This is a genomic window from Vibrio sp. 10N.222.48.A3 (assembly GCF_041475345.1).
GTDB lineage: Bacteria > Pseudomonadota > Gammaproteobacteria > Enterobacterales > Vibrionaceae > Vibrio > Vibrio tasmaniensis_A.
Window position 1 is genome coordinate 1 of the sequence record NZ_JBFRVX010001572.1, and the last position, 1,313, is coordinate 1,313.

Below are 1,313 nucleotides of genomic sequence, written 5' to 3' on the forward strand. Positions count from 1 at the left end.
GGCCTACATTGATGAAGACATCAGCCGAGCTTGTGTTCAAGAGTTATCGGAACCCGCATTGGCAAACTAATAACGTTTAAAAACGCCTCTAAGTAGAATAAAAATGGCTCCTAATTAGGAGCCATTTTTTATGTGCGAAGTTATTTACATGCTAGTTAATCAATAGACCAGTAAATTTATGGACCAGTTGATCTATGGACACAGACGACCTTGCTGTGCAGGTTGCGTCATTTCAATGTCACCTTGTAGTGAGCGATACACAACGGTATTCCACACTTCACCATTATCCATTTCAAACTCAATAGCGTAATTCAAACCCGCGACAACCTGAGTTCGCACACTCAGAATCTGCTTTAGCTCAGCTGAAGTGTTCATTTGGCCAAGAACTGCATTTAAAGCTTGCTTAGCTTGTGGTGTGATAGCGCTTTGCGACCAACCACCTGTCAGGTTTTTAGTGCTACAGATCGGATTCGTATTCTCTTGTGATTGAACTGGAACCTCAGATTTCTGACTGCATCCTGCTAACACAGCGACACTAAACAAGGTTGCTACTCCAAGTAATGATGTTAATCGTACTTTCTTCATAAATTCTCTCTACCTCTGTCATTCACGAGGCGTTACCCGCAATGATGTTTCATATGCAGACAAGCTTAAACCTCGAATGTCATCACTTCATCAGAAATTATGTTGTAACTAATCTGTAAATACAGAGCACTGTCAGAAAACCAAAGCCGGACAATAAGCAGACAAGTAAGTATTTGAGAATACACTAATTTAGGGGTTCATGAATTGATTGAAAAATGGCGAAACCATGTTGTTTAGGATTAGTACAAGTAGTAAACTCCCACTTTAAATGCAGCTTGTTTTTGAGAAACTAAACGCACAAAAAGCTAGGACAACTTTATAAAGTAACTACTCTCAAACATCAGCCATAGATACATCTCTCATAAACGGGTACAAGTCACATAAAAATAATTAGATAAACTTAGGCGGTTCACTACATGGAATTAATGTCGTCTTTAGGTTCACTGTTGGCTAGCAGCCTGCCTATCGAAAAAAAACAACACGCACTGGTTGAACTCGTACTCCACACTTATCAACCACAAGAGCGCACAGCCGTTTTCAAAACCGTGACAGAATATCGTCGAAACCAATTAGAATTGCTTTTCCCTGAACATCAAGCAAAAAGCGACTCAGTAATGTTTGAAGTGATAGACTACCGCGATCTGATTCAGCGCTATCCAAATACCTTATCCACAGAGGTTGCTCTCTTAGAGGAAGCGGTTGGGCAATGTTATATACATTGGTTGGAC

Annotated in this window: 1 protein-coding gene and 1 pseudogene; one reads left to right on the forward strand and one right to left on the reverse strand. The window is 40.3% G+C overall.

Annotated elements, in window-relative coordinates; all coding sequences use genetic code 11:
* Window positions 1–192: 192 nt before the first annotated feature.
* Window positions 193–585, reverse strand: a complete 393-nt coding sequence (locus tag AB4653_RS27800; RefSeq protein ID WP_009845784.1) for a cystatin domain-containing protein — start codon at window positions 583–585, stop codon at window positions 193–195.
* Between the two features lie 416 nt (window positions 586–1,001).
* Between AB4653_RS27800 and luxM the strand changes: the two are divergent.
* Window positions 1,002–1,313, forward strand: a pseudogene (gene luxM / locus AB4653_RS27805) (acyl-homoserine-lactone synthase LuxM); the annotation flags it as partial.